Below are 22,997 nucleotides of genomic sequence, written 5' to 3'. Positions count from 1 at the left end.
CGCACGTTCCGGCACACCCCGGTCCGTCCGTGAGTCGTCCCCGCAGTCGCCCCGTACCCGTCAGCGCGAGAGGTCCCCCCAGCCATGACCGAAGTGAATCGGCGCCGTTTCCTGCAACTCGCGGGCGGTACCGCGGCGTTCACCGCGCTGTCGCAGAGCATCGCCAAGGCGGCCGCGATCCCCGCGGGCCACCGACGCGGCACCATCGAGGACGTCGAACACGTCGTCGTCCTCATGCAGGAGAACCGGTCCTTCGACCACTACTTCGGCGCGCTGCGGGGTGTCCGCGGTTTCGGCGACCCGCACCCGGTCACGCTCGACAACGGCAGGTCCGTGTGGCACCAGTCGGACGGCACCAGGGACCTGCTGCCGTTCCGCCCGGAGGCCGACGACCTCGGCATGCAGTTCCTGGAGGGCCTGCCGCACAGCTGGCCCGACGGGCACGCCGCCTACAACGGGGGCAAGTACGACAGGTGGGTGCCCGCGAAGGGCGCCACGACCATGGCGTACCTGACCCGCGAGGACATCCCGTTCCACTACGCGCTCGCCGACGCCTTCACCGTCTGCGACGCCTACCACTGCTCCTTCATCGGCTCCACCGACCCGAACCGCTACTACATGTGGACGGGTTTCACCGGCAACGACGGCAAGGGCGGCGGGCCGGTCCTCGGCAACGACGAGGCCGGCTACGACTGGACGACCTACCCCGAGCGGCTGGAGGAGGCCGGGATCTCCTGGAAGGTCTACCAGGACATCGGCGACGGCCTGGACGCGGCCGGCTCCTGGGGCTGGATCCCGGACGCGTACCGCGGCAACTACGGCGACAACTCGCTGCTGTACTTCAACAAGTACCGCAACGCCAAGGCCGGCGACCCGCTCCACGACAAGGCCCGCACCGGCACCGACGCCCGCAGGGGTGAGGGCTACTTCGATCAGCTGCGCGCCGACGTCGTGGGCGGCAGACTGCCGCAGGTCTCCTGGATAGCCGCCCCCGAGGCCTTCTCCGAGCACTCCAACTGGCCGTCCAACTACGGCGCCTGGTACATCTCCCAGGTCCTGGAGGCGCTCACCGCCGACCCGGAGGTCTGGGCGAAGACGGCCCTGTTCATCACGTACGACGAGAACGACGGCTTCTTCGACCACCTCGTCCCGCCGCTGCCGCCGCAGTCCGCCGAGCGGGGCAGGTCCACCGTCGACGTCGGCCCGGACCTCTTCGCGGGCAGCCCGACGCACGTCGCCGGGCCGTACGGTCTCGGCCCGCGGGTGCCGATGCTCGTCGTCTCGCCCTGGAGCAAGGGCGGTTACGTCTGCTCCGAGACCCTCGACCACACCTCGATCGTGCGGTTCCTGGAGCGCCGGTTCGGTGTCGAGGAGCCGAACATCTCGCCGTGGCGCCGGGCCGTCTGCGGCGACCTGACCTCGGCCTTCGACTTCTCCCGCAAGGACAGCGCGCCGGCCGGGCTACCGGACACCGACGCGTACGAGCCGCAGGACAAGGAGCGGCACCCGGACTACAGGCCGACTCCGCCGGCGGACCCGGAGCTGCCCCGGCAGGAGCGCGGCCTGCGGCCCGCCCGCCCGCTGCGGTACGCCCCGTGGATCGACGGCTCGGCGGACGCGAAGGCGGGGAGGCTCACGCTGACCTTCGCCTCCGGCCGGAAGGCCGGCGCCTCCTTCCACGTGACCTCCGGGAACCGCGCCGACGGCCCCTGGACCTACACCACCGAGGCAGGCAAGAGTGTCTCGGACACCTGGAACACCGCGTCCTCGGGCGGCTCGTACGACCTGACCGTGCACGGGCCCAACGGCTTCCTGCGCGTCTTCAAGGGCCCGGGGAGGACGGCCGGACCCGAGGTCACCGCCCGTCACGACGGGGACGGCATCGAGCTGACGTTCACCAACAAGGGAACCCGTACGGCGAACCTCGCACTCACCGACGGCTACGGCGGCAGGTCCAGGTCGTTCAAGGTGCGTCCCGGCGCGACCGTCAGGCACACCGTCGACCTGCGCGCGAGCAGGCGCTGGTACGACCTCACCGTCGTGTCCGAGGCGGACGGTTCGTTCCTGCGCCGGTTCGCCGGGCACGTCGAGAACGGCCGGGCGGGCGTCAGCGACCCGGCGATCGGCACGGTCCGCTGACCGGTGGGACGGAAGTGGTGCGACGAGTCCCGCGTCGGCCGTACCGGTCGTGTACCTGCAGGCCCGGGACGGTGTGCCCCGCACGCGGCCGGCGGCAGCCTGGTCACCGAACCGGTCCTGGTGGTGAACCAGAAGGCCAAGCTGATCGAGTCGACCAACGAGTACAAGGTCATGGACCAGCAGGGCAACCGGCTCGGCCCGGCCGTCCAGGTCGGGCGGAGCGCACTGAGGAAGGTGCTGCGCTTCGTCGCGAGCATCGACCAGTTCATGACGCACAGGTTCGGGATCCGCGACGCGCACGGTCAGCCGCAACTGCTGCTGACCCGGCCCCGCAAGTTCCTGAAGTCCCGGGTGCTGGTGGCGCGTCCGGACGGTTCGCCGGCCGGTGAGATCGCCCGGCAGAACATGTTCGGGAAGATCGACTTCGCGGTCGTCGACCACGCCGACACCGCTCAAGCAGGACTCGCGCGGCCTGGGCTGACCGCCGCTCCGGCGCCGTGTTCCGGCGCCGGCTGGGACGGCCGGGGACGGGGGGCTACAGCGAGGTGAGGTGCCCCGGGTTCTGCTGCCGGGGCAGCAGCGAGGGTTCGTACGCGGCCGGGTCGGGCCCGAGTGCGAGGACCGCGGCCACCGGATGCGGTTCGTCCCCCCTCTCCGCGGGCACGGCCACCGGCGCGGGCACGGGCGGCACGGGCGGCACGGGCGCGGAACGCGACAGCGTCACCACGCCCCAGGCCGCGACGGCCGCCCCGGCCGCCGCGAGGAGCAGCCCCGCCGCCCCGCCCTGCAGCCGCTCGCCGAGCAGCGAGAGGCCGATGGCTGCGGCGGCGATCGGATTGGCCAGCGTCACGACGGCGAGCGGCGCGCCGAGGCCACCCTTGTAGGCGGTCTGCGACAGCAGCAGCCCGCCCGCGGCGAACGCCGCGACCAACACGGCCACCACGACGACCTGCCCGCTCAGCAGCGGACCCGAACGGTCCGTCACGGCGACGGTCACGGTCTGGGTGAGCGCCGAGGCGACCCCCGAGGCGACGCCGGACGCGGACGCGTGCCGCAGCCCGGGGCGCGCGCCCGGCCGGGCCAGCGCGCCGATGAGGGCCGCGGTGGCGCCCGTGACGGCCAGCGCCTGCGGGACGCTCAGCACGTCGTCGGGCGCGGGCCCGGACGCGGTGACGAGCACGGCGCAGAGCCCGGCCAGCGTCAGCGCCGTACCGCGCCACTCGACCGCGCTGACCCGGCGTCCCGCCAGGCGTGCGCCCAGGGGCACCGCGGCGACCAGGGTGAGCGCGCCGAGCGGCTGGACGAGGGTGAGTGTTCCGTACTTGAGGGCGGCCACGTGCAGCAGCGCGGCCCCGGCGTTGAGGCCGACCGACCACCACCAGGCGCCACGGCCCAGCAGCCGCAGCATCCCCGCGTCCGCGCTCCGGGAGGCCAGGCGTTCCTGGGCCACCGCGGCGCCCGCGTAGGCGACGGCGGAGACCAGGGACAGGACGACGGCGAGGAGGGTGGCGCTCATCGGCCGGCTCCCACGAGCTCGGGCGCCTGCGGTGCGCCGGCCGCCTGTTCCTGTTCCTGCTTCTGCTTCTGCTTCTGCTTCTGCGGTACGAGGCTGCCGGCGGCGCCGTCGTCCCGGGGCGGGCGCAGGACGGCGAGAGCGATGCCGAGGAGCGCGCCGGCCACGATCGCGTCGAACCAGTAGTGGTTCGCCGTACCGACGATCACCAGCAGCGTCACCAGCGGGTGCAGCAGCCACAGCCACCGCCACCGGGACCGGGTCGCGGCGATCAGGCCGACCGCGATCATCAGGGCCCAGCCGAAGTGCAGCGACGGCATCGCGGCGAACTGGTTCGAGAGGGAGTCGGTCCCGGGCGAGGCGCCGTACACGGTCGGTCCGTACACCTGCCCGGTGTCCACGAGGCCGGTCGCGGCCAGCATGCGCGGCGGGGCGAGCGGGAACGTGAGATGCGTCACCAGGGCGGCCGCGGTGACCGCGGCGAGGACCCGGCGGGCCCACAGGTAGTGCCCCGGCCGCCGCAGGTACAGCCAGCTCAGGAAGGCCACCGTGGCGGGGAAGTGCACGGTCGCGTAATAGGTGTTGGCGAGGTGGACGAGGAGGTCGCCGTGCAGCATCGCGGACTGCACGGAGCTCTCGCCGGGCAGGTGCAGGAACCGTTCGAGGTCCCACACGCGGTGCGCGTTCGCGAAGGCCTCGGCGGTGTGGCCGGTGGCCAGCTGACGGCCGAGCTTATAGACGAGGAAGAGGCCCGCGACGAGCAGGACCTCACGGACGAGGGGAGGCCGCGGCTTCGCGGCTGATCCCTTCTGTGCAGGCTCGGTTGGGAGTTCCATCCCCCGGCCCCTTTGCTTGACGGTCTCGGTTGCGCTGATGCGTGGTGAGCCCAGGAGGGGATCCACTCGGCACAGGGGTGGGTCCTGTCCAAGGCTCATCGATACGCCAGTGTACCGATACGGCAGCGTTCCGGTACACTGGCGTATCGATAGAGCGTCCGCCGGACCGGGAACCACCGTCCGGACCACCGGGGGGCGCGGGCCGCCGGGTGAGCGAGGAGAAGCGTCATGACGTCGCAGGCAGCGGAGGGACCGGAGACGGTCGCCGCCTCGCGCCGCTCCAAGATCACGCCGGAGCGTGAGCAGGAGTTCTTCGACGCCGTGCTCGCCCAGGTCCGTGAGTGCGGCTACGACGCCCTGACCATGGAGGGTGTCGCCGCCAGCACCCGGTGCAGCAAGTCCACGCTCTACCGGCAGTGGAAGACGAAGCCGCAGTTCGTGGCGGCGGCGCTGCGCGCCAACCACTGCCCCAAGTTCATCGGCATCGACACCGGTTCGCTCGCCGGCGACCTGCGCGCCGTCGCCCGTACGGCGGGCGAGCGGTCCGACGAGGACACGCGGCTCATGCAGGCGCTCGGGCAGTCGGTGATGCAGGACGAGGAACTGAAGCGCGCACTGCGCGACGCCCTGGTGGAACCCGAACTCGACGCGCTGCGGGCGATGATCGGGCGGGCGGTCGAGCGGGGCGAGATCACCGCCGACCATCCGGTGCTGGAGTTCCTGCCGGCGCAGCTGCTCGGCGTGCTGCGCGTCCGGCCCATCCTGGAGGGGAGGCCCGCGGACGCGGACTACCTCCTGCGCTACGTGGAAGTGGCCCTGCTGCCCGCGCTGGGCCTGTCGGACACCACCTGAGACTCGGGCCGCCGTCCATGGGATGACTGGACGGTGACCTGATCGCGCCGCACCGTGGGGACGGGGGCGGCGCGCACCCCCCGGCCGGGTGGGGCGCCTCTTCGCCCGAAGAGGCGCCCCACCCGGCCGACCGGTGTGCGGGACCCGTACCGTGGTCCGGCCGCCGTACGGCCTAGACGTCCTGCCCGCTGCCCCCGCCGGAGGACTCCTTGATGCCCTTCGTGATCTGGTCGATCACGGCCTGCCCGGGCGCGTCCGCCCCGACGTCGACGCCGAAGCGCACGACCACGAGCTGCTCGGCGCCGGCCGGTGCCGGGAAGACCAGCGACTCGACGTAGCCGTCGGCGCCCTTGCTGGTGACGACCTTCCAGCGGACCGCGTACCCCTTCTGCCCGGCCACGGTGACCGCCTCGGAGGACAGCTCGTCGTGCGAGGTGATCTTTCCGTAGCTCTTCCCGCCGTACGACTCCTCCGCGTTCTTGGCGATGTCCTCCTTGGCAGCGGCCTCCGCGGTGGTGGCCTTCAGCTCCAGGGCGAGCGCGGGGGCGGAGTACGCGCCGCCCTTGGTGCAGGTCGCCGAGGTGTCGCCCGGGCACTTGTAGGAGTCCTTGGACGTCACCTGGGCGCCCACCTGCAGGGTCGAGCCGCTCCAGTCGTCCGGCACCGGGAGGCTGATGCCGTTGACCGGGTCGGCGGCGAAGCCCTTCTCGCTCTGCTGCGGCTGCGGGGCCGCGCTCCCGCCGCCGTCCTGGCCGCCGGGGCCGCCCTGGCCGCCGCCGTCCTGCCCCTGCGGGCCGCCCGGCAGCGACGGCGTCGGCCGGGCACCGCTCTGCTCACTGCTGCCCGGATCGTCGTCCGTGGTCAGCGCGTACACCCCGCCGCCGATGCCCGCGAGCACCGCGACGGCGGCGGCCACGGCTATCGCCGTACGCACTCCGCGTCTGGAGCCGCCCGGGTTCGCGCCCTGGTACGGGGCGTCCGGCGGGTAGGCCGGTGGACCCCATGCGGCGGCCGACTCCGCGGGGCGTGTCTGGTCCGTCCATGTCCTGCCGTCCCACCAGCGCTGGGTGGCGGGACCGTCACTTGTCTGCCCGGGGTCGGGATACCAGCCGGGGGGAGTCGCCTGCGTCATGGGTCCACCGTATGAGGCGTGGGTGAAAGCCGGATGAGAGGACCCCCGTTCAGGTCACGCCGGTCACCTCGGTCACGTCGATCACCCGGGCCGCGCCGTTCCCCCCGATCCGCGCGGCCCCGCGCGCCGGTACCGGAAGCCGGTCGCGGTGTGTGACCGCCGGCCGTCGACGTGACGGCAACGCGTGTCCCGACCAGGCTCCATCGCGCCTTCCGGAGGACTAGGCTCGAAGTCTGTACGCCATTGGGGCGACCTGGGGAGGTAGCGGTATGACGGAGGCACGGCCGGGCGCGGCCGCCTCGACACCGCTCTGGGAGCGTGACGCGGAACTGGCCGCGGTCACGGAAGCCGTCGACGCCCTGTGCGCCGGATCCGCCGTGGGCAGCCTGCTCGTGTTCACCGGCGAGGCCGGCATGGGCAAGACCGCACTGCTCGCCCGGGTCCGCGCCGTCGCGGAGGGCCGCTGCACGGTCTGGTCGGCGCGAGGCGGCGAGACCATCACGTCCGTTCCGTTCAACGTCGTACGGCAGTTGCTGCAGCCCGCGCTCGTGGCGCTGATGCCGGACGAGGCGCGCGAGTACTTCGGCGACTGGTACGACATCGCGGGGCCGGCCCTCGGGATAGCGGCGCCCGGCGAACGCCAGGCCGACCCGCAGGGCGTGTGCGACGGCCTGGTCGCCGCCGTGCGCAGGCTCGCCCGGCGCGAGTGGCCGCTGGTGCTGACGATCGACGACGCCCACTGGGCGGACCAGGAGACCCTGCACTGGCTGGCCGCGTTCGCCGAGCGCCTCGACGACCTGCCCGTCCTCGTCGTGGTCGCCCGGCGCCCGGGGGACGCCACCGGTGAGAACGCCCGCCACCTGGAAACGATCGGCGCGCTGGCCCGCCCGATGCCCAGCCTGCGCGCCCTGACCCCCGACGCCACGGCCGGCCTCACCCGCGCCACGCTCGGCGCGCACGCCGACGCCCCGTTCTGCCGCGAGGTCTGGGCCGTCACCGGCGGCAACCCCTACGACACCGTGGAACTCCTCGCCAAGGTCCTGGACAGCGAACTCGACCCCGTCGAGAGCTCCGCCGCCGGGTTACGGGCCCTGAACCGCTCCGCGCGCGGCCGCGGCCTGGTCGACCGGCTGGAAGGGCTCGGCGTCGACGCCACGAAGTTCGCCTGGGCGGCCGCCATCCTCGGTACGCAGATCTCCGTGGACCTCGCCGCCGAACTGTCCGGCCTGCCCCGGGACGACGCCGAGCGCTGCGCGGCACGGCTGAGCGCGGCCCGCATCCTCACCGGAGCCGACCGCTCCGTGGGCCAGGACCTCGACGGCGAGCTGGAGTTCGTCCATCCGCTCATCGCCACCGCCGTCTACCGGTCCATCCCGGACGCGCTGCGCACCGCGATGCACGGGGTGGCCGCCTCGGTCGTCACCGCCTCGGGGCTCGGCGCCGCCGCGGCCTCCCGGCACCTGCTGGAGGTCCATCCGGACGACGACCCCGAGCTGGTCGAACAGATGCGGGAGGCCGCCCGCGAGCACCTCGCCGTCGGCGCCCCGGACGCGGCCCGCCGATGTCTGGAGCGGGCCCTCCTGGAACCGCCGCTCCCGGAGGTCCACGCGCGCGTGCTCTACGAACTGGGCTGCGCCACGCTCCTGACCTCCCCGGCCACCACGATCGCCCATCTGCGGCAGGCGCTCACGGTGCACGGCCTGGAGGAGGAGCTGAGGGTCGACGCGGTCTGCCGGCTGTCCTCCGTGCTCGTCCACAACGACCAGCTGGAGGAGGCCGTCGCCACGGTCGACGCGGAGGCCGCCCGCCTCGGGCCCGGCCCCGCCCGGATGCGGCTGCAGGCCGTGCACTACATGTGGGAGGGCATCCACGCCGGCGAGGAGGACGCGCCCGGCCGCTCCCGCAGACTGGCCCAGCTCGTGGAGCCGCTCACCGGCCGCGACAACTCCGAGCGCGCCCTGCTCGTCCTGCGCGCCTTCGACGCCATGACCCGCGGTGAGAACGCCGAGGAGGTCGCCGAGCTGTGCGACCGCTCGCTCGTCAACGGCCGCCTCGCGCCGGGGCTCGGCTGGACCGACACCGAGTGGAGCTTCGAGCTCCTCATGATGCTCGGCATCTCGTACACGTACGTGGACCGCCTCGACCGGGCCGAGAGCCTCTTCACCGAGGCCCAGCGTTCCTACGAGTCGGCCGGCTGGAGCGGTGGCCACCTGGCCCTCGCGCACGCCTTCGGCGGGTACGTGCTGCGCAGGCGGGGCCGCCTCAGGCAGGCCGACGAGTCGCTGCGCCGGGCACTGCGGCTCGCGGACCGGGTCGGGCAGGGCCTGCCCATGCACTGGTCGGCGGCGTGCATGCTCATCGACACGCTGCTGGCCCGCGGCCATGTCGGCGAGGCCGAGGAGATCGCCGAACGGTACTCCTTCGAGCCGCCGCACCCGTCCACGATCGTCCTGCCGGACACCCACTCGATAAGGGGCCGGCTGCTCATCGCCACCGGCCGCTTCGAGGAGGGCGTGCACGAGCTGGAGACCGCCGAGAAGATGTCCGAGGCGCGCGGCGGACACAACACCGTGATGGCGCCCTGGGCGGGCGACCTCGCCCGGGCCCTCGCGGTCGAGGACCCGCGGCGCGCCGCGCAGGTGGCCGCCGACGCCCGTATCCAGGCCGAGCGCTTCGGCACCGACACGGCCATCGGCGAGGCGCTGCGCTGCGCCGCCGCGCTGGAGACCGGCCGGCGGTCGGTCGAACTGCTCGGCCGGGCGGTCACCTACCTGGAAGCGTCCCCCTGCGCCTACGAACACGCGGCGGCCCGGGTCGAGTACGGCATCGCCTCCCGCTCACCCGTGGAGATCAACCGGGGCCTGACCCTGGCCCGGTCCTGCGGGGCGGACACCCTGGCGACGAAGGCCCAGGAGGCCCTGGACACCCTGTAAGGGGACCCGTCAGGGGCCTCTCGGGGGCGCGGGGATGCGCGGACCGGCCCCCACGCACCCGCACCCGTACACGCACCAGGAGGAGCCGCCCACGCCTACCGGCCGGGCGGCTCCTCGGCCAGCACCCGCTGGGCCACCGCGAACGCCGAGTTCGCCGCAGGCACCCCGCAGTACACCGCGGTCTGCAGCAGAACGGCGCCGATCTCCTCCGGGGTCAACCCGTTGCGGCGGGCGGCACGCACGTGCATCGCCAGTTCCTCGTAGTGGCCGTGCGCGACCAGCGCGGTCATGGTGATCATGCTCCGCTCGCGGCGGCCGAGTGTCTCGTCCGTCCAGATCTCGCCCCACGCGTACCGCGAGATGAAGTCCTGGAACCGCGCCGTGAACGCGGACTGCCGCGCCTGCGCCGCGTCCACGTGCACATCACCGAGCACCTGCCGCCGCACCTCCATGCCCCGCCGCGCGTCACCGCCGAAGTGCGCGCGCAACGCGGTCAGCACGGCCTCCGGCCGCTCGGCGGGCGCCAGATGGGAGGCGCCCGGAACCTCGACGAGCGCGGCCCCCGGCACCGCGTCCGCGATCTCCCGCAGGTGCGCGGGCGGGGTCGCCCGGTCCTCGCGTCCGGCGACGGCCAGGGTGGGGGCGCCGATGCGGGACAGCTCCCCGCGCAGGTCGAAGGCGGCCAGCGCGTCACAGCACGCCGCGTACGCGTCCGGGTCGGCCGTCCGCTGGTCCTCGACCAGCCGCGGCACCGTGAACCCGGGCGTGAACCAACGGGACGCGGCGCTCTCGGCGAGCCGCGCCACCCCCTCGCCGCGTACGAGCGCGGCCCGCTCCCGCCACGGCTTCGAGCCGTTGAAGTGCGCCGAGGAGCAGATCACGGCGAGCTTCTCCACCCGCTCCGGGTGGTGGACGGCGAGGTGCAGCCCCACCGCCCCGCCCAGCGAGACACCGGCGTACGAGAACCGGTCGATCCCCAGGGAGTCCGCGAGCGCCAGCACCAGCGCGGCGAGGTCGGCGACGACCGCGCCCGGGCCGATCAGACGGGCGGGGGAGCCGCCGTGACCCGGCAGGTCCCAGCGCACGACCCGGTGGGAGACCGAGAGTTCGGGCGCCACCGCGTCCCACAGGGCGGTCGACGTGCCGAGGGAGGGCCCGAGGAGCAGCGGGGGAGCGGCGGCGGACCCTTCGAGGCGGTGGTGGAGCAACGTGTCGTCGGTCGCGGCGGTTCGGTCGGTACGGCTGGTCAACGTCGCTCCAGGGCGCGGTCGGTGAGGGCTCCCGCGGAGCCGGTGTACCGGGCGGGATCGGTGAGGCCCACCAGGTCGAGGCCTTGCGACCCGGTCTCCTCGGCGAGCAGTTCCACCAGGGGCCGGTCCTCCTCGGTGGCCCGCCGGGCGGCTCGGGTGAGCAGCTCCTTGGCCTGTGCCCGCCCGAGCACCGGCGCGAGTTCGGCGGACAGCCGCTCGGAGACGATCAGGCCGTGCGTGAGGCCGAGATGGGCGCGCATCGCGTCCGGGTGGACCCGCAGGCCCCCGGTCAGCCCGGCCGCGTCCCGCGCGGCCCCGCCGACCAGCCGGAGCAGGTCACGCAGGGGCTCCCACTCGGCGTGCCAGGCACCGGCGGGCCGTTCGTCCTCGGCGGACAGGGACGCGTACAGCGTGGCCGCGAGCTGCGGCGCCCGGCGGGCCGCGGCGGCGACCAGCGTGGCCCGTACGGGGTTCGCCTTGTGCGGCATGGCGGAGGACCCGCCGCCCGTGCCCTCGCTCAGCTCGCGGATCTCCGTGCGGGAGAGGGTGAGCACGTCCGCGGCCGTCTTGCCGAGGGCGCCCGCGGTGAAGGCGAGGGCCCCCGCCAGGTCGGCGACCGGCGTCCGGAGCGTGTGCCAGGGCAGCACCGGTGCGGCGAGGCCCAGTTCACGGGCGTACGCCTCGACGAGGGCACCCGTGTCGCGGGCCCCGTACGCGACGAAGGCCGCCAGCGTGCCGGCCGCGCCGCCGAGTTGCGCCGGCAGGGCGTCCCGTACCAGCCGCACGCGGTCCCGGGCGTCCAGCACCAGGGAGCGCCAGCCCGCAGCCTTCAGGCCGAAGGTGGTCGGCACGGCGTGCTGGGTGAGCGTCCGTCCCGGCATGACGGTGTCCCGGTGCTCGCGTGCCAGCCCCGCCAGCGCGCGCTCCGTGCGGGCGAGGTCGGCCAGGACCGGGTCCAGCGTCCGGGCCGCGACCAGCATGGTGGCGGTGTCCATGATGTCCTGGCTGGTCGCACCCCGGTGGACGCAGGAGGCGTGCTCGGCGCCGACCGCCGCGCCCAGGGCGGCGACCAGCGGGATCACCGGGTTGCCGCCGTCCCGCGCGCGCAGCGCGAGCGCGCGGACGTCGAAGCGCGCGGCGCGGGCCGCGGCGGTGACGGCGTCGGCGGCCCCGGCCGGGACGAGACCGAGCGAGGCCTGCGCCCGGGTGAGGGCCGCCTCCGCGTCGAGCAGCGCCTGGAGGAAGGCCTGGTCGCCCGTCGCGGTCTCGGCGGGCGATCCCACGCGCCCGGGCGCGAGGAGCCCCGCGTCGGAGCAAGGGCGTTCGGCCGGTTCGGCTGCTGTCACCGGAACTCCAGGAAGACCGTTTCGCCTTCACCCTGAAGACGGATGTCGAAACGGTACGCCCGGTTCGTGCCCCCGGCCGCGATCAGCGTGGCGCGCCGCCCGGCCGGCAGCGAGTCGAGCAGCGGGTCCGCGCCGTCGGCGAGGTACGCGCGGGTGAAGAGGTGGTGCGTGAGCCCGCGCGCGAACACGCACACGCTGATGTACGGCAGCCCGGGGTTGCCGGGCGGCAGCGTGTGCAGCGCGTAGTGTCCGTCGGCGTCCGTGGGCACCCGCCCGTAGCCCGTGAAGTCGACGCCGTTGCGGCCGAGGAAACCACCGGTCGACGGATCGCGGCGCATCGAACCGGGGGTGCCCGCCAGGGAGCCGTCGGGGGCGGCCTGCCAGAAGTCGAGCAGCGCGTCGGGCACCGGGGCACCCGCGCCGTCGTACACGTACCCGTGCAGGCTGATCGCGTCCGGGTGGCCCTGCGGGGCGATGCGGTCGCCGTCGGGGAAGGGGAGCGCGTGCCCGTAGAACGGGCCGATGGTGTGGGACGGTGTGGGGAGCAGTTGCTCGGCCATGGTCAACGGCCTTCCTCGATCCAGGTGGCGGAGGGACCGTCGAGGACGATGTCCCAGGTGTAGCCCATCGAGAACCCGGGTCGCGACAGGTCGTGGTCGTAGGCCGCCATGAGCCGGTCGCGGGCCGCCCGGTCCGTCACCGACCGCAGGATCGGGTCGTAGCGGAACAGCGGGTCGTTCGGGAAGTACATCTGCGTCACCAGCCGCTGGGTGAACGCCGTGCCGAACACCGAGAAGTGGATGTGGGCGGGCCGCCACGCGTTGGCGTGGTTGCCCCAGGGGTAGGGGCCCGGCTTGATCGTGGTGAACGAGTACTGGCCCTGATCGTCCGTCAGCGCCCGTCCCACCCCGGTGAAGTTCGGGTCGAGCGGCGCCGGGTGCTGCTCGCGCAGGTGGGCGTACCGGCCGGCGGCGTTGGCCTGCCAGATCTCCACGAGCTGGCCGCGCACGGGGCGGCCGTCGCGGTCGAGCAGCCGGCCCGAGACGGTCATCCGCTCGCCGATCGGCTCGCCGCGGTGCTGGATCGTCAGGTCGCTGTCGTGCTCGGTGATGTCGGTGACGCCGAACACCGGCCCGGACAGCTCGACGGCCTCCGGGTCACCGCCGCTCACGGCGACCAGCGGCTGTTTCGGGTGGCGCAGCAGGGAGCTGCGGTACGGGGCGTAGTCGCGCCGCGGGTGGTGCAGGACCGGGGCGCCGCCGGCGACCGCCTTGTCGTACGCGTCCTGCTGGTCCTTGATCTCGATGTCGATGTCCGGCTGCGAGAGCGCCGGGGTGGGTGCGGGGGTGCGAGCCATGAGGGTTCCTAACGCTCCAGTACGAGGGCGAGGCCCTGGCCGACGCCGATGCAGAGGGTGGCGACGCCGACCCCCGAGCCCTTGCGGGCGAGCTGGTGGGCGACGGTCCCGGCGAGGCGGGCGCCGGACGCGCCGAGGGGGTGGCCCAGGGCGATGGCGCCGCCCTGCGGGTTGAGGACGGCCGGGTCCAGCTCGGGCCACTCGGCGACGCAGCCCAGCACCTGGGCGGCGAAGGCCTCGTTCAGTTCGAGGGTCGACAGGTCGTCGAAGGTCCTGCCCGCCTTGGCGAGTGCGCGGTTGACGGCCTCGACGGGGGCGAGGCCGAAGTAGTCCGGGTCGAGCGCGGAGACGCCGGAGGCGGACACCCGGGCGAGCGGCTCGCGGCCGGTGGCCGCCAGGCCTTCCTCGTCGACCAGCAGCAGGGCGGCGGCGCCGTCGTTGAGGGGCGAGGCGTTGCCCGCGGTGACCGTCCCGTCCTGGGGGCGGAACGACGGCTTGAGACGGGCCATCGCGGCGAGGGACGCGTCGGCGCGTACGCATTCGTCGGCGGCGAAGGGCAGCGGGTCGCCCTTGCGCTGCGGGACGGGGACCGGGGCGAGTTCGGCGTCGAACAGGCCCGCGGCCCGGGCGGCGGCCGCCTTGCGGTGGCTGGCGAGGGCGAACTCGTCCTGCTGCTCGCGGGTGATCCTGTGCTTGTCGGCGATCAGCTCCGCGCTCTCGCCGAGCGGGACGGTCCACTGCGGGTCCATCCTCGGGTTGACCATGCGCCAGCCGAGGGTGGTGGAGTACAGCTCGGTGTGCCCGGCCGGGAAGGGCCGGTCGTTCTTCGGCAGGACGTAGGGGGCCCGGGTCATCGACTCGACACCGCCGGCGAGGGCGACGGAGGCGTCGCCGAGCGCGATGGCGCGGGCGGCCTGGATGACGGCCTCCAGGCCGGAGGCGCACAGCCGGTTGACGCTGACGCCCGGTACGGAGGTGGGCAGTCCCGCGAGCAGGGCGGCCATCCGGGCGACGTTGCGGTTCTCCTCGCCGGCGCCGTTCGCGTTGCCGAAGTACACGTCGTCGATCCGGGCCGGGTCCAGGTCCGGGGTACGGGCCAGGAGTTCGCGCAGGGCGTGGGCGGCCAGGTCGTCCGGGCGGACGCCGGCGAGGCTCCCGTTGTACTTGCCGAACGGGGTACGGACGGCGTCGACGATGTAGACGTCCTTCACGGCTGCTTCTCCTCGGTGAGCTGTTCGGTGAGCTCTTCGGCGGCGTGGACCTCGGCGGCGGTCTTCGCCACGATCTCCTCGACCGTGACGCCGGGCGCCGTCTCGACGAGTACCAGGCCGTCGTCGGTGACGTCCAGGACGCCGAGGTCGGTGATGACGCGGTCGACACAGGCCCTGCCGGTCAGCGGCAGCGTGCACGCGTCCAGGATCTTCGGCGACCCGTCCTTGGCGGTGTGGGTCATCACGACGATCACGGTACGGGCGCCGTGCACCAGGTCCATGGCCCCGCCGATGCCGGTGATCATCTTGCCGGGCACGGCCCAGTTCGCCAGGTCGCCGCCCGCGGAGACCTGCATCGCGCCGAGCACGGCGACGTCGATGTGCCCGCCGCGGATCATCGAGAAGGACAGCGCGGAGTCGAAGTAGGAGGCGCCGGGCAGGACCGTGACGGTCTCCTTGCCCGCGTTGATCAGGTCCGGGTCGACCTGGTCCCCGGCCGGGTACGGGCCGGTGCCCAGGATGCCGTTCTCGGACTCCAGGATCACCTCCACGTCCGGCGGGAGGTGGTTGGGGATCAGCGTCGGCAGCCCGATGCCCAGATTCACGTACTGGCCGTCGGCGAGTTCGCGGGCGGCGCGGGCGGCCATCTCCTCCCTGCTCCAGGCCATTACCGGCTCACCTCTCCCGGTGCGGCCGCGCCGGGTGCGACCGTCTTTTGTGCGGCGGGCGCGGACACCGTGCGCCGCTCGATCAGCTTGGCGGCGGCCTGTTCCGGGGTGAGCGCGACGACCCGCTGTACGAAGACGCCCGGCAGGTGCACCGCGTCCGGGTCGATCTCCCCGGGCTCCACCAGCTCCTCCACCTCGGCGATCGTGATCCGGCCGGCCATCGCCGCCAGGGGGTTGAAGTTGCGGGAGGACTTGTTGAAGACGAGGTTGCCGTGCCGGTCGCCCTTCGCGGCCCGCACCAGGGCGAAGTCGGTGCGGATGCCGTGCTCCAGCACGTACGGGGTGCCGTCGAAGTCCCGCACCTCCTTGGGCGGCGAGGCGAGCGCGATGCCGCCCTCGCCGTCGTAGCGCCAGGGCAGTCCGCCGTCGGCGACCTGGGTGCCCACGCCGGCCGGGGTGTAGAACGCGGGGATGCCGGCGCCGCCGGCCCGCAGCCGCTCGGCCAGGGTGCCCTGCGGGATCATCTCGACCTCCAGCTCCCCGCCCAGGTACTGCCGCGCGAACTCCTTGTTCGCCCCGATGTACGAGCCGGTGACCCGGGCGATGCGGCCCGCCGCCAGGAGGACCGCCAGACCGGACTCCATCGCCCCGCAGTTGTTGGACACCACGCCCAGGCCGGTGACCCCGCGCTCGTACAGCGCCTGGATCGTCACGTTCGGCACACCGGCGAGACCGAACCCGCCGACGGCGAGCGTCGCCCCGTCGGGCACGTCGGCCACTGCCCCGGCGGCGGTGGAGACCACCTTGTCCATCTGTGAAGCCCCATCTCTCCCGAGCGTCCCGCGTCCCCGATTAGTCAGGGCACTGAGTATTTCTGCGAGGTTCCGAACACGCTGCCATTCCGGCCGTGAACCGTCAAGACCCCCGCCGAACGACCAGCTCGGCGACTCGGTGCGGGAGAGGGACAGGAAGAGCGGTCGCCCGCTATCGTTCAGTGCACCAACGAATAAGGAGCGCTCATGGCCGCGGTGGACCTCTCCGCCCACCCCGGGCACCTGGCCCGGCGGCTGCAGCAGGCGCACTACCTGCTGTGGAACACGATGGTCTCCGAGGAGATCACCTCACCCCAGTTCGCCGTCCTGAACGCGCTCGTCGCCGAACCCGGTCTCGACCAGCGCACGGTGGGGGAGCGGGTGGGGCTCGACCGGTCCACCATCGCCGAGGTCATCAGCCGGCTCGGCCGGCGCGGTCTGCTGGACAAGGTCCGCGACCCGCAGGACGGCCGTCGCTCCATGCTGCGCCCGACCGACGACGGTCTGCGCGTCCACCGCAAGCTGACGGTGCGGACGGCCCGGATGAACCAGGTCTTCCTCGCTCCGCTCTCCGGCGAGGAGCAGACCCTGTTCCTGGACCTGATCCGGCGCGTCTCGGACGCGGCGGAAGGACTCCGCAACCCCGGCACCCCCGGTGCCCCGGAGGAGCCGGCCGTCGGCCGACGGTGAGCGCCGCCGGCAGGTGCGGCACAGCCCCTGCGCCCCTCACCGGCGCCCCGGCGGGGGTCACGCCCGCGCGAACACCACCCACACCTGGCCCTCGGCGAAGTTCATCGGCGCGCCGTCCGCCGTGGTGAACCGCGTCCCGCCCGTGGCCGTGGGCCGCTTCCAGACGGCGTCGAAGGACTTGCCGTCGCGCAGCACCTTCGCCGTGCCCGAGCCCACCGTCTCCGTGTAGGGCGTGATGTTGCCGAGGTAGTCGTGGTACCTGGACGCACGGATGTTCACGTACTGCACGACGACCGTCGAGGCGGCCACCCGCTTCCCGCCGGCCGTCACCGCCGGCGTGCCGTCCATCGACACCAGCCAGCGCCGCCGGTCCCCGGACCAGTCGAAGGTGAAGCGGGCCTGCGGGAAGCGGACGGTACGCGTGTCCTCGGGGGTCCCCCCGGCGGGCGCCGCCCCGTACCGGAACCCCGTGGTCAGCGCGTCGGCCCCGGGTGCGGAGGCCGGCAGCCGCCCAGGGCGCAGATAGAGGTTGTGCGGCGAGGGCCGGTCCGTGCCCCGGTAGTACGCGGACGTCTTCTCCTCCGGAAGGGCGGTCCGCAGCGGTGCCCTGCCGATCAGCGGCAGCAGCTTCTTCTGCGCGCCCGAGAAGGCGAGGGTCGGGTCGTGGAACTGGCGCAGCAGCTCCAGGTCCGACTCGCGCGCGCTGCGTACGGGGCCGACGACCTCCGGCAGCCGGGTCGCGTACACCGCCATCAGCCGGCTGAGACCGCCCTCGACCTGCTCGGCGTACACGAGGTCGGCGACGTCCAGACCGGTCTGCGGACGGGCGCCGGGCACGTTGTCGATCTTCACGACGAGCGGCGAGGCGGCACGGGGCGCCGGGCTCGCCGGTCTGCTGGGACCGTCCGTCGTGCCGGTGCGGTGCGGCGGGCCGCCGCGTCCGTCGTCGGACGGCTCGCCCCGCGTGCAGGCCGTCGCCGCGGTGCCCACCAGGAGGGTGGCCAGCAGCGCCGTCGTCATGGCGGAGCGCCGCGCCCGCCCAGGCCCCGTCCGTCTCATATCCACCGTGCCCCGTTTCGTCGTCCGTCCGGTGACAGGAACGGTGAGTACGTACCCCGTGCCGCCGGTACCGAAGGCGTGCACTGGTCCGAGCGGGTCACGGGCGCGAGCGGGACATCACGGCGGTTCGCCGGACGGGGCAAGGGCGGGGGCGGTCCTGACGCGTTCCCCCGGAGGGGGTATTTCGCAGGGCCGTTCGGTCCTGCGGTCCCAGGAGACCGGGGACGGTGCGGCGGTGGCCGCCCGGGGACCGCGGCCGTCGGACGGCCGCGGTCCCCGGTGACTCACAACTCCTTGATCCGGACGTCGCGGTACGACACCACGTCCGTCGTGCTGTGCACCTGGAGCCCGATGTAGCCGGAGGAGAACCGCCGCCCGTCCGTGCCCGGGTCGTCCGAGCGCGGCGGGGTGAAGTCCTGGCCGCCGGTGTTGTCGAACTCGTTGATCAGCACGCCGTTGCGGTAGACGGAGTAGTGCTGGTCCACCACGCGGATCTCGTAGTCGTTCCAGGTGCCCTTCTGGGTGACACCGGCACCGGCCAGGCCCACCCGGTCGAAGCCGTAGACGGAACCGGTCTTGTACATGTCGCCGGTGGGGCTGTCGAACTCCTGGATCTCGTGCCCGTACTTGATGGCGACCCACTCGGGCCGGGATTCCTCGGGATGGTTGTGCACCTGCGGGAACCGCACGAACACGCCGGAGTTGGCGTTGCCAGTACCCGGCGCGTCGTCACGCCACTGGAGCTTCAGCGAGAAGTCCCCGTACTTGCGCTCGGGGAACCACAGCATGCCGAGGCCGTCCCTCGTCCTGCCCGACGTGATGGTGCCGTCGCCGTTCAGCGCGAACGAACCGCCGCCCACGTGCTGCCACGCGCCGAAGGTCTCCTGCGTACCGTCCATGATCGTGCGGTAGCCCTCGGTCTGGCCGGGGTCACCGATGCCGGACTCGTCGGCCGCCTCGTCGATCAGGTCGTACTCGCGCTGGACGATGACACCGTCCTTGAGGAGCGTCTTCAGGACCGTCGTCACGTGCTTGAGGAACAGCGCGTGGGACGTCCACTCCTTCTCGTCCTCGATCAACTCGTTGATGCGGCACCGGCTGTTGGTGATCCGGTTCGGCACGCCCGTGTCGACCGTGCCGACGACGACCGTCAACCGCTCGTCGTACTCGGCGCAGTTGGGCGCCGGCACGCCGCCGCCGGGGGCGATCGTGAAGCTCACCGTCCGGGCGTCCGAGGTGTTGCCCGCCTTGTCGCTCGCCCGGTAGACCACCGTGTGCGCGCCCACCCGGTCGACCACCACGGGAGCGGTGTACGCGAGGTAGGGGCCGCTGTCGAGCGAGTACTCGATCCTCTCCACCCCCGAGCCGCCGTGCGCGTCGGTCGCGGTCACCGTCACCTTGGCGGTGTTGATGTACGCCCCGGCCGAGTTCTTCGTGCCCTCGACGTTCACACCGGTCACCGGGGGAGTGGTGTCCTCGACGGGCGGCGCGACGACGGCGAACGACACGGACTTCTCGGCGGCCGCGTTGCCCGCCTTGTCCGTCGCCCGGAACCGCACCTTGTGCGCGCCCACCTCGTGGACCATCACCGGAGCCGTGTACGCCTGCCAGGCACCGGCGTCACCGAGCGCGTACTCGATGGTGTTGACGCCGGAACCGGTGTCGGAGGCCGTCACCGTGACGGTCGCCATGGAGACGTACTCGCCCTGCGCGTTCTTCTCGCCGGTCACCGTGGCCGAGGTGTCCGGCGCGGTCGTGTCGTCCGTCGGCGGGGCCACCACCGTGAACTGCTCCGCCTTCTCCGCGGACGTGTTCCCGGCCTTGTCGACGGCCCGGTAGCGGACCTTCTGGGCGCCGGCCTGGTCGACCACCACGGGCGTGGTGTACGGCTGCCAGGCGCCCGCGTCACCGATGGCGTACTCGATGCGCCCGACGCCCGAACCGGCGTCCGTCGCGCTGAGCGCCACGGTCGCCGAACCGACGTACGCGCCGTCCGCGTTCTTCGTGCCGGTCACCTGCGCCGCGGTCTCCGGCGCGGTGGTGTCCTCGCCGGTGCCCTCGGTGACCACCAGGATGCCCTGCATCTGGCCGTGGCCGGGGATCGTGCAGAAGTAGCGGTACCGGCCGGGTGAGAGCGTCACCTCGGCCGTGTGCCGGCCGCCCTGGTCGTCGTTCGGGTTGGCCAGGATGTTCAGCGGGACGTCGTTCTGGTACTCCGGGTCCGACACGTCGAACGTCAGCGTGTGCGGCATGCCCATGGTGTTGCCGGTCGCCTCGCTGTTCTCGAAGACGATCGTCGTCGGGCCCGCGACCGCGGTGGTGGGTGCGGACGCGTACTTGGTGATGTCGTCACCGGCCGTCCAGGTGAGCGTCTGCGCCGCGGCGCCCGCCCTGGACGGGGTGTGGTCGGTCTGGCCGGACGCCGAGGTGGACGCGAGGCCCAGCACCATCAGCAGTGAGGCGACAAGCGCCGTCCACAACCGTCCAGTTCTTCGCCCGCGGATGCCGCGGTTGGTCGTCGTGCTCGTCACTGCGCCTCCCTGGCGAGCTGATCGGCGGCGGGAGTGGGGCCGCCGCCCTTGTACGTCACCTGCCACAGAGCGGACTTGGAGTCCGAGGTGAAGAAGCCGCGGCCGTAGTCGAGGACGTACAGCGTGCCGTCCGGGCCGAACTTCCAGTCCATCAGGTTCTTGATGCCGTCGTTGCCGATGGGGACGATCTTCTTCAGGGACTCGGCGTGCACGGGAATGCCGCCCTGCCCTGCCGTCTTCGGGTCGAGGAGCACGGCGTGGCGCGGCTGGTCGGCGTCGTAGAAGTCGCCCACGAACCACTTGCCGTCCCAGTACGAGGGCCACTTGGCGGCGTTCGCCAGCGTGCCGTCGTAGCGGTAGACGGGCCCGTCCATGGCCGCCTGGCCGCCGCCCTTGAGCCACGGCAGCAGGAACTTCTGCTCCGCCGTCTTGTACGACGGGACACCGTTGGCGTCCCGCGGGAAGTCCGGTCCGCCGCCCTGGGGCGAGTACCAGATGGTGTTCGACGTGACCGGCGGCAGGTTCACGAGACCGTCGTTGTTCGGCGACTCGTTCTTCGGCGCGTTGCAGTCGTACCAGCCCAGCGGCTTCGTCGGATCGGGCAGGTTGCGGTCCCGGTAGGGCTGCTTGTTGCCCATGCAGTACGGCCAGCCGTGGTTGCCCGGCTTGGTGATCGCGGCGAACGTGTCGTACTTCGCCGGTCCCCAGGTCGTCGACGGCGCCCCGGCGTCCGGGCCGACCCAGCCCGCGTACAGCGTGTCGGTCTTCTTGTCGACGGAGATGCGCGCCGGGTTGCGGACACCCATCACATAGATCTCGCCGCGCGTCTTGCCGCCGCCCTCGGCGGTCTCCTTGCCGGTGAAGAGGTTGCCCTCGGGCAGGGTGTACGTGCCGTCCTGCTCCGGGTGGATGCGCAGGATCTTGCCGTTGAGGTTGTTGGTGTTGCCCGCCGTGCGGCGCGCGTCCGCGAAGGAGACGCCCTTGTAGTTGGGCTGCGGGTTGTTGCCCGAGTAACCGTCGCTGAAGCCACTGGAGTTGTTGTCACCGGTGGCGATGTACAGGTTGGCCTTGGAGTCCCAGGCCAGGCCGCCGCCCGCGTGGCAGCAGCTGTGGATCTGGACCGGCCACTTCAGCAGGACCTTCTCGCTGTTCAGATCCAGCCTGCTCGTCGTCGAGTTGTAGGTGAAGCGGGAGACGTAGCGCTCGGCCATCCGCTTGTCGCGGTCGATCCGGGAGTGCGGCGTGTAGTGCAGGTACACCCAGCCGTTCTCCTGGAACCGCGGGTCCAGCTCGATGCCGAGCAGGCCCTCCTCGACCTTGACCAGCTCGTCGCCGCCGCCCTTGTTGCCGAAGACGTTCAGCGTGCCGGCCAGCGTGACCTTCTTGGTCCTCGGGTCGTAGACGTGGATCTCGCCCCTGCCCTTGCCGACGTCCGGGTTGTTCCAGTCCGTGATCACCGGCTGCGAGGAGTCGGCGCCGCCGCGGCCGATGTAGAACACACGGCCGTCGGGCGCGGTGACCAGGCCGTGGGGCTCGCCTATCTGGTCGTTCTGGCCCGGCTGGTTGGGCTGGGTCAGCCGCTCCGCCTTGTAGTTGGCGTTGATCGTGGCCTTGCAGTCGGCCTGCGAGATACGGGTCGTCCAGGCGAGCGCGCCGCGCAGGTGCGAGCGGAACTCCGTCTCGTCGTACGAGGACTCCGTGCCGCCCATACCGGTGTAGAAGGACCGGCCGCCGTCGTAGTCACGGCACCAGGAGACGGGGTGGTCGGCGCCGTTGGCGCTCGTGCCCGGCGCGTACGTCGACTCGCGGACCCGGGCCACCGTGTGCACGTCGCCGGACGGGTTCTTGGCCCAGTTCAGCCACCGGTCGGGGCGCTTCCACTGGAGCGGGAGGTCCTTGGTGGCCGGATGCTGCCGGTCGCCGACCTCGACGGTGGCCCGCTGTACGGTGGTTGGGCCGTTCGCCGCCGGACGGGCCCCGACGAGTCCGGTGAACCAGTCCGAGTACGGCTCGGCGCGGGCCGCGTCATGGATGCCGAGGAAGCCGCCGCCCGCCTCCATGTACGCCTCCAGACCGGCCTCCTGCTCCGGTTCGAGGACGTCGCCGCCGCCGGTCAGGAAGACGACGGCGTTGTAGCGGCCGAGTTCCGTGTCGTCGGTGAAGACCGAGGCGTCGTCCGTGGCCGTCACCTTGAACCGCCCGGCCGTGGGGCCCGTCTGGCCGATGTCCTCGATCGCCTCGATGCCGGCGTTGACGACGGGCGACTCGTCGCCGCCCGCCGCGGACCCGTGGTAGATCAGCACCCGTACGTCCGAGCCGCCGGGCGGCGACGTGATCGACATCGTTGTCAACGACGGGTCGGGCGCCGGGCGTGCGCTCGCGGCCGGCCCCGAGAGGACGCCCGCCGCCACGACTCCCGCAGCCAGTGCGGCCGTCCAGCCTCTCCGTCTGGTCCTGTTCGACTTGCGTACCGTCAGTGGCGTTCGATGCGGTGTGGGCCGCATGTGGTCACCCCATCCTCCTCGGTCACAGCAACAGCGCCATGGAAGCTAGACCTTTTCTCGGAACTCGCCAATAGCTATGACCGGGATGGCATGAACTTTGTCCTGAGTGTGGATAAACGAAGGCGATGCCACTACCGTCTCCCCAGTTCGTCTCTGTCACCCGG

General features: G+C 72.7%; 17 protein-coding genes and 1 pseudogene. 5 read left to right on the top strand and 13 right to left on the bottom strand.

The window, feature by feature from the left end; translation table 11 throughout:
• The first annotated feature begins 84 nt into the window (after positions 1–84).
• Entirely contained in the window at positions 85–2,139 is a 2,055-nt protein-coding gene (locus QFZ75_RS06825) for a phosphocholine-specific phospholipase C (protein ID WP_307534688.1), read from the top strand.
• Between the two features lie 39 nt (positions 2,140–2,178).
• Positions 2,179–2,601 (top strand): annotated as a pseudogene (locus QFZ75_RS06820) (scramblase); the annotation flags it as partial.
• Between the two features lie 73 nt (positions 2,602–2,674).
• On the opposite strand, the gene QFZ75_RS06815 reads toward QFZ75_RS06820, so the two are convergent.
• Together QFZ75_RS06815 and QFZ75_RS06810 are read right to left on the bottom strand one after the other, a co-directional pair.
• Positions 2,675–3,655: a DMT family transporter gene (locus QFZ75_RS06815; protein WP_307534686.1), complete on the bottom strand. Its 981-nt coding sequence runs from the start codon at positions 3,653–3,655 to the stop codon at positions 2,675–2,677.
• Positions 3,652–4,488 (bottom strand): phosphatase PAP2 family protein, encoded by an 837-nt coding sequence (locus QFZ75_RS06810; RefSeq protein WP_307534684.1) that lies wholly within the window; start codon positions 4,486–4,488, stop codon positions 3,652–3,654. Before QFZ75_RS06810 ends, QFZ75_RS06815 begins: the two co-directional genes overlap by 4 nt.
• 228 nt (positions 4,489–4,716) lie before the next feature.
• Here QFZ75_RS06810 and QFZ75_RS06805 point away from each other — a divergent pair, with 228 nt between their 5' ends.
• Complete coding sequence (locus tag QFZ75_RS06805; RefSeq protein ID WP_307534682.1) at positions 4,717–5,340, top strand: TetR/AcrR family transcriptional regulator; 624 nt, start codon at positions 4,717–4,719, stop codon at positions 5,338–5,340.
• A gap of 172 nt (positions 5,341–5,512) precedes the next feature.
• Here QFZ75_RS06805 and QFZ75_RS06800 read toward each other — a convergent pair whose 3' ends face one another.
• Entirely contained in the window at positions 5,513–6,472 is a 960-nt protein-coding gene (locus tag QFZ75_RS06800) for a DUF2510 domain-containing protein (RefSeq protein WP_307534680.1), read from the bottom strand.
• 269 nt (positions 6,473–6,741) lie between these two features.
• On the opposite strand from QFZ75_RS06800, the gene QFZ75_RS06795 reads away from it, so the two are divergent.
• Positions 6,742–9,405: an AAA family ATPase gene (locus QFZ75_RS06795; RefSeq protein ID WP_307534679.1), complete on the top strand. Its 2,664-nt coding sequence runs from the start codon at positions 6,742–6,744 to the stop codon at positions 9,403–9,405.
• Positions 9,406–9,500: 95 nt separating this feature from the next.
• Here QFZ75_RS06795 and pcaD read toward each other — a convergent pair whose 3' ends face one another.
• From pcaD to QFZ75_RS06760, 7 genes are read right to left on the bottom strand one after another with little or no spacing between them, the layout of a single operon-like run.
• Entirely contained in the window at positions 9,501–10,655 is a 1,155-nt protein-coding gene (pcaD, locus tag QFZ75_RS06790) for a 3-oxoadipate enol-lactonase (RefSeq protein ID WP_307534677.1), read from the bottom strand.
• Positions 10,652–12,001, bottom strand: a complete 1,350-nt coding sequence (gene pcaB, locus QFZ75_RS06785) for a 3-carboxy-cis,cis-muconate cycloisomerase (RefSeq protein WP_307534676.1) — start codon at positions 11,999–12,001, stop codon at positions 10,652–10,654. The genes pcaD and pcaB overlap by 4 nt, the downstream gene beginning before the upstream one ends.
• The gene (pcaG, locus tag QFZ75_RS06780; RefSeq protein ID WP_307534675.1) at positions 11,998–12,561 is read right to left on the bottom strand and encodes a protocatechuate 3,4-dioxygenase subunit alpha; all 564 of its coding nucleotides are present in this window, start codon (positions 12,559–12,561) and stop codon (positions 11,998–12,000) included. Before pcaG ends, pcaB begins: the two co-directional genes overlap by 4 nt.
• A 2-nt stretch (positions 12,562–12,563) precedes the next feature.
• Complete coding sequence (gene pcaH, locus QFZ75_RS06775) at positions 12,564–13,358, bottom strand: protocatechuate 3,4-dioxygenase subunit beta (protein WP_307534674.1); 795 nt, start codon at positions 13,356–13,358, stop codon at positions 12,564–12,566.
• 8 nt (positions 13,359–13,366) lie between these two features.
• A complete protein-coding gene (locus QFZ75_RS06770) occupies positions 13,367–14,569 on the bottom strand; it encodes a thiolase family protein (protein ID WP_307534672.1) in 1,203 nt (400 codons plus the stop codon).
• Positions 14,566–15,237, bottom strand: coding sequence for a CoA transferase subunit B (locus QFZ75_RS06765; RefSeq protein WP_307534670.1), 672 nt, complete (start codon positions 15,235–15,237; stop codon positions 14,566–14,568). Before QFZ75_RS06765 ends, QFZ75_RS06770 begins: the two co-directional genes overlap by 4 nt.
• Positions 15,237–16,049, bottom strand: a complete 813-nt coding sequence (locus tag QFZ75_RS06760) for a CoA transferase subunit A (protein WP_307534668.1) — start codon at positions 16,047–16,049, stop codon at positions 15,237–15,239. Before QFZ75_RS06760 ends, QFZ75_RS06765 begins: the two co-directional genes overlap by 1 nt.
• Before the next feature lie 207 nt (positions 16,050–16,256).
• Between QFZ75_RS06760 and QFZ75_RS06755 the strand changes: the two genes are divergently transcribed.
• Positions 16,257–16,739, top strand: a complete 483-nt coding sequence (locus tag QFZ75_RS06755) for a MarR family winged helix-turn-helix transcriptional regulator (RefSeq protein ID WP_307534666.1) — start codon at positions 16,257–16,259, stop codon at positions 16,737–16,739.
• 57 nt (positions 16,740–16,796) lie between these two features.
• Here QFZ75_RS06755 and QFZ75_RS06750 read toward each other — a convergent pair whose 3' ends face one another.
• From QFZ75_RS06750 to QFZ75_RS06740, 3 genes are all read right to left on the bottom strand, one after another.
• On the bottom strand, positions 16,797–17,759 hold the full coding sequence (locus QFZ75_RS06750; RefSeq protein WP_307534665.1) for a DUF3048 domain-containing protein: 963 nt from the start codon (positions 17,757–17,759) through the stop codon (positions 16,797–16,799).
• Between the two features lie 323 nt (positions 17,760–18,082).
• Positions 18,083–20,278: an OmpL47-type beta-barrel domain-containing protein gene (locus QFZ75_RS06745; RefSeq protein WP_307544257.1), complete on the bottom strand. Its 2,196-nt coding sequence runs from the start codon at positions 20,276–20,278 to the stop codon at positions 18,083–18,085.
• A gap of 47 nt (positions 20,279–20,325) precedes the next feature.
• Entirely contained in the window at positions 20,326–22,755 is a 2,430-nt protein-coding gene (locus QFZ75_RS06740; RefSeq protein WP_307544256.1) for a ThuA domain-containing protein, read from the bottom strand.
• Positions 22,756–22,997 lie beyond the last annotated feature (242 nt).

Origin of the sequence: Streptomyces sp. V3I8, assembly GCF_030817535.1 — a bacterium.
Classification (GTDB): Bacteria; Actinomycetota; Actinomycetes; order Streptomycetales; family Streptomycetaceae; genus Streptomyces.
Note: the sequence above shows the minus strand (reverse complement) of the source record. Positions and strands in the feature narration are given on the sequence as shown.

What these genes read in the sequence shown, in the direction of transcription:
- QFZ75_RS06825 (WP_307534688.1), top strand. Translation starts at nt 85, where the DNA reads ATGACCGAAGTGAATCGGCGCCGTTTCCTGCAACTCGCGGGCGGTACC.
- QFZ75_RS06815 (WP_307534686.1), bottom strand. Translation starts at nt 3,655, where the DNA reads ATGAGCGCCACCCTCCTCGCCGTCGTCCTGTCCCTGGTCTCCGCCGTC.
- QFZ75_RS06810 (WP_307534684.1), bottom strand. Translation starts at nt 4,488, where the DNA reads ATGGAACTCCCAACCGAGCCTGCACAGAAGGGATCAGCCGCGAAGCCG.
- QFZ75_RS06805 (WP_307534682.1), top strand. Translation starts at nt 4,717, where the DNA reads ATGACGTCGCAGGCAGCGGAGGGACCGGAGACGGTCGCCGCCTCGCGC.
- QFZ75_RS06800 (WP_307534680.1), bottom strand. Translation starts at nt 6,472, where the DNA reads ATGACGCAGGCGACTCCCCCCGGCTGGTATCCCGACCCCGGGCAGACA.
- QFZ75_RS06795 (WP_307534679.1), top strand. Translation starts at nt 6,742, where the DNA reads ATGACGGAGGCACGGCCGGGCGCGGCCGCCTCGACACCGCTCTGGGAG.
- pcaG (WP_307534675.1), bottom strand. Translation starts at nt 12,561, where the DNA reads ATGGCCGAGCAACTGCTCCCCACACCGTCCCACACCATCGGCCCGTTC.
- pcaH (WP_307534674.1), bottom strand. Translation starts at nt 13,358, where the DNA reads ATGGCTCGCACCCCCGCACCCACCCCGGCGCTCTCGCAGCCGGACATC.
- QFZ75_RS06765 (WP_307534670.1), bottom strand. Translation starts at nt 15,237, where the DNA reads ATGGCCTGGAGCAGGGAGGAGATGGCCGCCCGCGCCGCCCGCGAACTC.
- QFZ75_RS06760 (WP_307534668.1), bottom strand. Translation starts at nt 16,049, where the DNA reads ATGGACAAGGTGGTCTCCACCGCCGCCGGGGCAGTGGCCGACGTGCCC.
- QFZ75_RS06755 (WP_307534666.1), top strand. Translation starts at nt 16,257, where the DNA reads ATGGCCGCGGTGGACCTCTCCGCCCACCCCGGGCACCTGGCCCGGCGG.
- QFZ75_RS06750 (WP_307534665.1), bottom strand. Translation starts at nt 17,759, where the DNA reads ATGACGACGGCGCTGCTGGCCACCCTCCTGGTGGGCACCGCGGCGACG.